General features: G+C 60.5%; 6 protein-coding genes. 4 read left to right on the forward strand and 2 right to left on the reverse strand.

Going from position 1 to position 6,818, the window contains the following annotated elements; translation table 11 throughout:
• On the forward strand, positions 1-695 hold a 695-nt coding region (locus tag ACLCGK_RS21595), incomplete at its 5' end, for a polymorphic toxin type 15 domain-containing protein (RefSeq protein WP_410952879.1).
• Between the two features lie 18 nt (positions 696-713).
• Positions 714-1,331 (forward strand): GAD-like domain-containing protein, encoded by a 618-nt coding sequence (locus ACLCGK_RS21600; RefSeq protein ID WP_410952880.1) that lies wholly within the window; start codon positions 714-716, stop codon positions 1,329-1,331.
• 45 nt (positions 1,332-1,376) lie between these two features.
• On the opposite strand, the gene cysZ is transcribed toward ACLCGK_RS21600, so the two are convergent.
• Positions 1,377-2,105 carry a sulfate transporter CysZ gene (gene cysZ, locus ACLCGK_RS21605; RefSeq protein ID WP_015268971.1) on the reverse strand — a complete coding sequence of 243 codons (729 nt, stop codon included), beginning with the start codon at positions 2,103-2,105 and terminating at the stop codon, positions 1,377-1,379.
• A gap of 328 nt (positions 2,106-2,433) precedes the next feature.
• On the opposite strand from cysZ, the gene trxB reads away from it, so the two are divergent.
• Entirely contained in the window at positions 2,434-3,396 is a 963-nt protein-coding gene (trxB, locus tag ACLCGK_RS21610) for a thioredoxin-disulfide reductase (RefSeq protein WP_015268972.1), read from the forward strand.
• A gap of 63 nt (positions 3,397-3,459) precedes the next feature.
• On the opposite strand, the gene nadC is transcribed toward trxB, so the two are convergent.
• Positions 3,460-4,308, reverse strand: a complete 849-nt coding sequence (gene nadC / locus ACLCGK_RS21615) for a carboxylating nicotinate-nucleotide diphosphorylase (protein ID WP_004376060.1) — start codon at positions 4,306-4,308, stop codon at positions 3,460-3,462.
• Positions 4,309-4,550: 242 nt separating this feature from the next.
• Between nadC and ACLCGK_RS21620 the strand changes: the two genes are divergently transcribed.
• On the forward strand, positions 4,551-6,698 hold the full coding sequence (locus ACLCGK_RS21620; protein ID WP_350013028.1) for a DUF1631 domain-containing protein: 2,148 nt from the start codon (positions 4,551-4,553) through the stop codon (positions 6,696-6,698).
• Positions 6,699-6,818: the final 120 nt, after the last annotated feature.

The raw sequence follows: 6,818 nt of genomic DNA on the forward strand, positions 1-6,818 counted from the left end.
CCCGGGTGCTGGCCCAGGAGATGGCGGCCAGCCGCAAAGGTGCGCGGCTGGGGCAATGGATGCTCAAGCATGAAGAGGGCTTGAAGAAACGGCCGGACCTGCAGGTAGCGGAGCGGCGCAAGGGGGCAGTGGGTGAGCCGCAGCCGATGCAGCCTGATCGGCCGGCAGGGAAAGACAAGGAGCCCTCGACAGGGAAGCCCGGTAGCATGCCGTTGCATACCGTGGCGTGCTTCAAGGCCGACAAATTGCCACCCGCCAAGCATGGCGAGTTTGAACGGCAGTTGAAGGGACAGCAGGATGGGCTAAACCGGCTTACGGTTGAAGAGTTTCTTGAAAATCTTACTCATCCAGTCAAGCGGGATCCGAACATTGCCAGGAAAGCAAGGAAGAAACTGTATGATAAATTGAAAGATAGAATTCAGAAAGATTTGATGAAAAGTATGAGCCCTATTGAAGCTAAAAAGCTTTCAGTGAAGCAAGCAAAGGAAACCATGTCATCGCTTGCGGCATTGCATAATCCAGATTTGAGCGCGGGTGGTCGGGACGCTATTTCTGACTTCGGCGACAGACAAGTCAACTCTACTATAGGTCCGCAGTGGAAAAATAGAGTGGGAGGATTAAAGCAAGCCGCTGAAGAGCTATCCAGATCGGGTGGTGCATCAAGCCTTTTGAATGTCAGGTTGCATAAATGCTAATAGTTAGAGGTTTTTAATATGGATGATTTTTTTTCAATTTTTATAGAGGAAATGGGTAATCCTGTATTCCGGCAAGAGGTTCCGCCTTCGAGCATACAGCGTTATAGGGGAAAATTGCCGGAAAAATTATTGGAATATTGGGCTGAGCACGGATGGTGTGGATACGGCGACGGGATATTCTGGACTGTCAATCCACAGGATTACGAGGGGGTGGTAGCTTCATTCATTGAAGGTACTGCATTAGAGGGGCGTGATACGTATCATCTAGTCGCTCGCGGTGCCTTTGGCGATCTCTATCTATGGGGTGAAAATTCCGGGTTTTCATTGGACATCATAGCCTACGCGTCACGTTATTCTGGCAATGACCATGAATTAGCGACAGCTGATATCGATAGGGAAGTGCAAGGTTTTTTCCTGGGCATGGAGAAGGAATCCAATGATTTCGGCGACCTATTCGAGCCAGCAAAGAGAAAATTAGGCATGCTAAAGCACGATGAAATGTATGGTTTTGTTCCGGCCTTGGCGTTCGGTGGGCCAAGTGAACTTGCTAATATCGAAAAGGTTAAGGCAGTGGAACATTTGATATTGCTTTCTCAGATTTCTACTCTAGAACCCTACAGCTTCTCTGACTTCTAGAAACGCAATCTGCGGAAAGGGGCTGCCCTGCAGCCCCTCGCCCCTTCAGTTCCGTTCCCGCACCCAGAACAACGTAGCTCCGGCCACCGCCGCCGGCATCATCAGCACGTTCACCAGCGGAATCATCAACGCCAGGTAGGTAATGCCGCCAAAGCCCAGACTCTGCCAGCGTTTCTGGCGCAGCCAGGCGAGCATGTCCTGCCAGCTCATCTTGTTGTTGTCCGCCGGGTAGTCGATGTACTGGATAGCCATCATCCACACCCCGAAGATCAGCCAAAGCGGCGCCGCCACCACGTTGACCACCGGGATCAGCGACAGGATGAACAGGCCGATGGCCCGCGGCAGGAAGTAGCCCAGCTTGCGCATTTCACGGCCGAAGGTACGTGGCACCATGGCCACCAGTTCGCCCCAGCTGAACGCGGGGAAATTGTCCTCGCCACGCACCACAACCTCGACCTTTTCCGCCAGAAAGCCATTGAACGGCGCGGCGATGATGTTGGCCACCAGGGTGAAGGTGAAGAACACCATCAGCACCACCAGGGCGACGAACAGCGGCCAGAGGATGTAGGTGAGAAAGCTCAGCCAGCTCGGCAAGCTTGGCATCAGGGCGTCCACCCACAGGCTGAACTGGTGGCCGGCGAAGTAGATCAGGCCGCCAAACAGCAGCAGGTTGACCGCCAGCGGCAGCAGCACGAACAACCGCAGATTGGGGCTCAGCACCAGTTTCAGGCCTTCGCGCAGGTACTGGGGGCCAGAGAGTACAGGGGCTTGCATCGAGAGACTCCGCAGAGAAGGAAAACGCGCTGACCTTACCGAGTTTGCCGCGCCGACGAAAGGCGGGCAGCGGGCGGGAAACGGGCTGTAACAAAAGCAGCAGGGCTTGGCTATCGATCAAATCGCTGAATAGACGATGGCTATGAGGTGGATTGTCGAAGGATATTTCCTTAATCTTTGCGACCTCGCTACAGTGCGCTCACTTTCCGCTTTATGGGCCTGCGCGTTGTAGCCTTCCCCAAGTGCTGCGTGGGTCCTTTTTAATTTCCAGGCAGGCGCAGCCGGTACACCGATGCCGGCCCTGCGGCCCGCTCGACAGGAGTTCGACATGTCTGAAGTACGTCATTCGCGCGTCATCATTCTCGGTTCCGGCCCTGCCGGTTACAGCGCCGCGGTGTATGCCGCCCGTGCCAACCTCAAGCCGCTGCTGATCACCGGCATGCAGGCCGGTGGCCAGCTGACCACCACCACCGAAGTCGACAACTGGCCGGGCGACCCCCACGGCCTGACCGGCCCTGCGCTGATGCAGCGCATGCAGGAACACGCCGAGCGTTTCGAAACCGAAATCGTCTTCGACCACATCAACGCCGTCGACCTGGCCAACAAACCCTTCACCCTGCAGGGTGACAGCGGCAAGTACACCTGTGACGCGTTGATCATCGCCACTGGCGCCAGCGCCCGCTACCTGGGCCTGCCGTCGGAAGAAACCTTCATGGGCAAGGGTGTTTCGGCCTGTGCCACCTGCGACGGCTTCTTCTACCGCAACAAGCCGGTCGCCGTGGTGGGTGGCGGCAACACTGCCGTGGAAGAGGCGCTGTACCTGGCCAACATCGCCAGCAAGGTGACTCTGGTACACCGTCGCGATACGTTCCGCGCCGAGAAGATCCTGGTCGACAAGCTGCACGCCCGTGTGGCCGAAGGCAAGATCGAGCTCAAGCTCAACGCCACCCTGGACGAAGTGCTGGGTGACAACATGGGCGTGACTGGTGCGCGCCTGAAGAACAACGATGGCAGCAGCGACGAAATCAAGGTCGACGGCGTGTTCATCGCCATTGGCCACACCCCGAACACCTCGCTGTTCGAAGGCCAGCTGACCCTCAAGGACGGCTACCTGGTGGTCAACGGCGGCCGTGAGGGCAATGCCACCGCCACCAACATCGAGGGCGTGTTCGCCGCCGGTGACGTGGCCGACCACGTTTATCGCCAGGCCATTACCTCGGCCGGTGCCGGCTGCATGGCCGCGTTGGATGTCGAGCGTTACCTGGATGGGCTGGCCAACGCTTCGTTCTGATCCGAGAGCGCCACCAATGAAAAAACCGGCCCTGAGGCCGGTTTTTTCATGCCTGCAATCAGCTTACAGGCTCAACCGCATCGACAGGTCCACCGCCTTCACATCCTTGGTCATGGCACCAATCGAGATGTAGTCCACCCCAGTCTCGGCAATCACCCGCAAGGTCGTCTCGTTGACCCCGCCACTGGCTTCCAGCTTGGCCTTGCCCGCAGTAATGCGCACTGCTTCGCGCATCTCTTCCAGAGTCAGCTCGTCGAGCATGATGATGTCGGCACCAGCGGCCAGTGCCTGGCGCAGCTCATCCAGGCTTTCCACTTCGATTTCCACCGGCTTGCCCGGCGCAATGCGGTGCGCCGCCGCCACGGCCGCGGCCACGCCGCCGCTGGCTGCGATGTGGTTTTCCTTGATCAGGAAGGCGTCGTACAGGCCGATGCGGTGGTTGTCGCAACCGCCGCAGGTCACTGCATACTTCTGCGCCAGGCGCAGGCCCGGCAGGGTCTTGCGGGTGTCCAGCAGGCGTACCTGGGTGCCTTCCACCAGGTCGGCAAGGAAGCGCGCACGAGTGGCGACACCCGACAGCATCTGCAGGAAGTTCAATGCACTGCGCTCACCACTGAGCAGCGAACGCGCGGGGCCCTCCAGATGGAACAGCGGCTGGTTGGCCGTGGCGCGCTCGCCATCGGCCACCTGCCAGTGCACGGCCACGCGTGGGTCGAGTTGGCGGAACACGGCATCGACCCAGGCGGTGCCGGCGATCACGCAGTCTTCGCGGGTAATGATGGTCGCCTTGGCCAGGCGCTCGGCCGGGATCAACTGCGCGGTGATATCGCCACTGCCGATGTCCTCCAACAGCGCACGGCGCACGTTGGCTTCGATTTCAGCGGTCAGGTCGGCAAGGCGTAGGTTCGGCATGGTCGGCTCCACAAGCTAGATGCCGGCGATTATAGGGCAGGGGGCCGGTGTGTACAGTCGCCTTGGCGATGACCTTTGGTCGGCCGGTGTGAGCAGGCGGGGTAAATCAGGGTCATTAGCCAGCTAGTGAAACGGCGCTGGCAGCTGTGTGGATTTTTACCGATAATGGTGACCAGTATTTGGCGTCATGACTTTGACGATCTTCAGCCCCTTCGGGCGAGACACCCTGCAAGGAGTACAGGATGCAAAAAGAAGGCAAGGTGGTGCCCTTGGCGGCAGCCATCGATCGAGGCGGGCGTACGCCTCTGCCTTGCCTTCCGGTATTGCTCCTGCAGGTGCGCGACAAGGCCGCCTTGCAGTTGCGTCAGGGCCTGCAGGGCTTGTTCGACAATGCTGACGACACCCTCTTCGAGATGGCCGACAAGGCCTTGGACCGCGGCGACCAGAACCTGTACTTCGAGGCCATGCGCGACCTGCGCCTGAAGCGCAAGAGCATCGAGCGCGGTTTTCTCGACACGTTCTATGATGCCTTTGCCCGTATCGGCCAGGTTGACCTGCTGGCGCACATGGCCGAGCCGGGCAACCTGCGCAGCAAGGCCCACGTAGAACGGGCTGGCGCGATAGAAGGCATGGTCGCGCGCGTGCTGTCACGCGACGGTATTGCCCTGCAGCAACTGGGCCTGCGCTTGCAGGTACTGCTCGACCGCCCCCTGCACGAGCAGCACAACCCGCTGGGGCCCGCAGCGCTGTGCGGCTACTTCCTCGACGCTGGCCGCAACCTGGGGGTTGGCCTGCGGGTCAAGCTGGTCCTGCTCAAACTGTTCGAGCGCTATGTGTTGCGCGATGCCGACGTGATCTATAGCGAAGCCAACCAGTTGCTGGCCGCCGCCGGTGTACTGCCTGAATTGCCGTCGGCACCACGTCGGCGTGCCGAAGATCGGCGCATGAGCGCAGGTCGTGGGCCGGCGAACCTGGGTCACGAGGTGGGCTCGGACGCGGCAGGGCAGGCTTTCTTTGCCTCGTTGCAAACACTGCTGGCCCCGGTGCGTGGAAAGTTCGCGCCTCGTTTGCAGGCGGTGGCCGCCGCCCAGCCAATCAGCACCGCCGACCTGCTGCGCCTGCTTTCGCATTTGCAGCACTATGTGCCCGCTACCCACGAGGCCGACGATTTCGAACTTGGCCAACAGCTTGAACAATTGCTGTTGCGGGTCAGCGTGCGCAGCGGCACACGCCGGCGTATCGATGTTGCCGACGAGGACATGATCAACCTGGTTGGCCTGCTGTTCGCCTTCATCCAGGACGACGACAACTTGCCGGCCAGCCTGCGTGCGCTGATCGGGCGTTTGCACATTCCGCTGCTTAAAGTGGCCCTGTTGGACAAGGGGCTGCTCAGTCGTGCCAGCCACCCGGCCCGCCGGCTGCTCAACGAGATCGCTGGCGCGGCAATCGGCTGGGAATGCGGCGGCGACGGTATGCGTGACAGCCTGCACCTGCGGGTGGAGCGTATCGTCCAGCGCCTTCTCAATGATTTTGCCGAAGATACCAGCCTGTTCTCCGAACTTCTCGAAGACTTCCTCGCTTTTAACCAGGACGAGCGGCGGCGCAACGAGCTGCTCGAACAACGCACCCGCGACGCCGAAGAAGGGCGTGCACGAACACTGCAGGCCAGGCAGCAGGTGCAGCATGCTCTCAACCAACGGCTGCGCGGTAGGTTATTGCCGCAGGTGGTGGTACAGATGCTGGTGCAAGCCTGGAGCCAGGTACTGCTGCTGGCCTGGCTCAAGCAAGGTGAAGCATCCCAGGCCTGGCGGGATGCCTTGCAGACGATGGACACGCTGCTGGCCAGCATCACTCCGCCGCATGAGCCGCATGCCTTGCTGCAGCAGGTACCGGGCCTGCTCAAGGCACTGCGCGATGGCCTGGCCAGCGTGGCCCTGGACTCGGCAGCGACCCGCGAATTCTTCCTGCAACTGGAACAGCTGCACCTGCGTGCCTGCGCGGGTACCGCGATGCAGCCCGGCACTGAGGGCCAGCCCTTGAGCGAAGTGCTGGTGGCCGAGGACATCGTCCTGGCGATTGCCGAGGAACCCGCTTGTGCTCCGTCGCAGTTTGCCGACGGGCAGGCTGTGGCCGTGCGTCAGGTGCAGCGCCTGCGTATCGGTACCTGGGTAGAAGTGCTGGACGAGGACGAACCGCTGCGCTGCAAACTGGTGGCGCGCGTCGACAGTAGCGACCGGCTGGTATTCGCCAACCGCACCGGCATGAAAGTACGCGAATGGAACGGGGCCAGCCTGGCCCGGGCACTGCATCGAGGTGAGGTGCGGGTGCTGGATGACGGGCTTTTGTTCGAGCGGGCGCTTGAGGCGGTGCTCGACGGGCTGCGGCGGTAGGCACAACTGTCTTGCACATTATCTGCAAGCTGGCACGATCTCTGTGGGAGCGGGGGGGGGGGGGGAAAAAAGAGAAAGGGGGGGGGAAGAGGATGGGGAGGGGGTTGCGGGAGCGGCCTA

The organism is Pseudomonas sp. S1(2024), assembly GCF_046557535.1.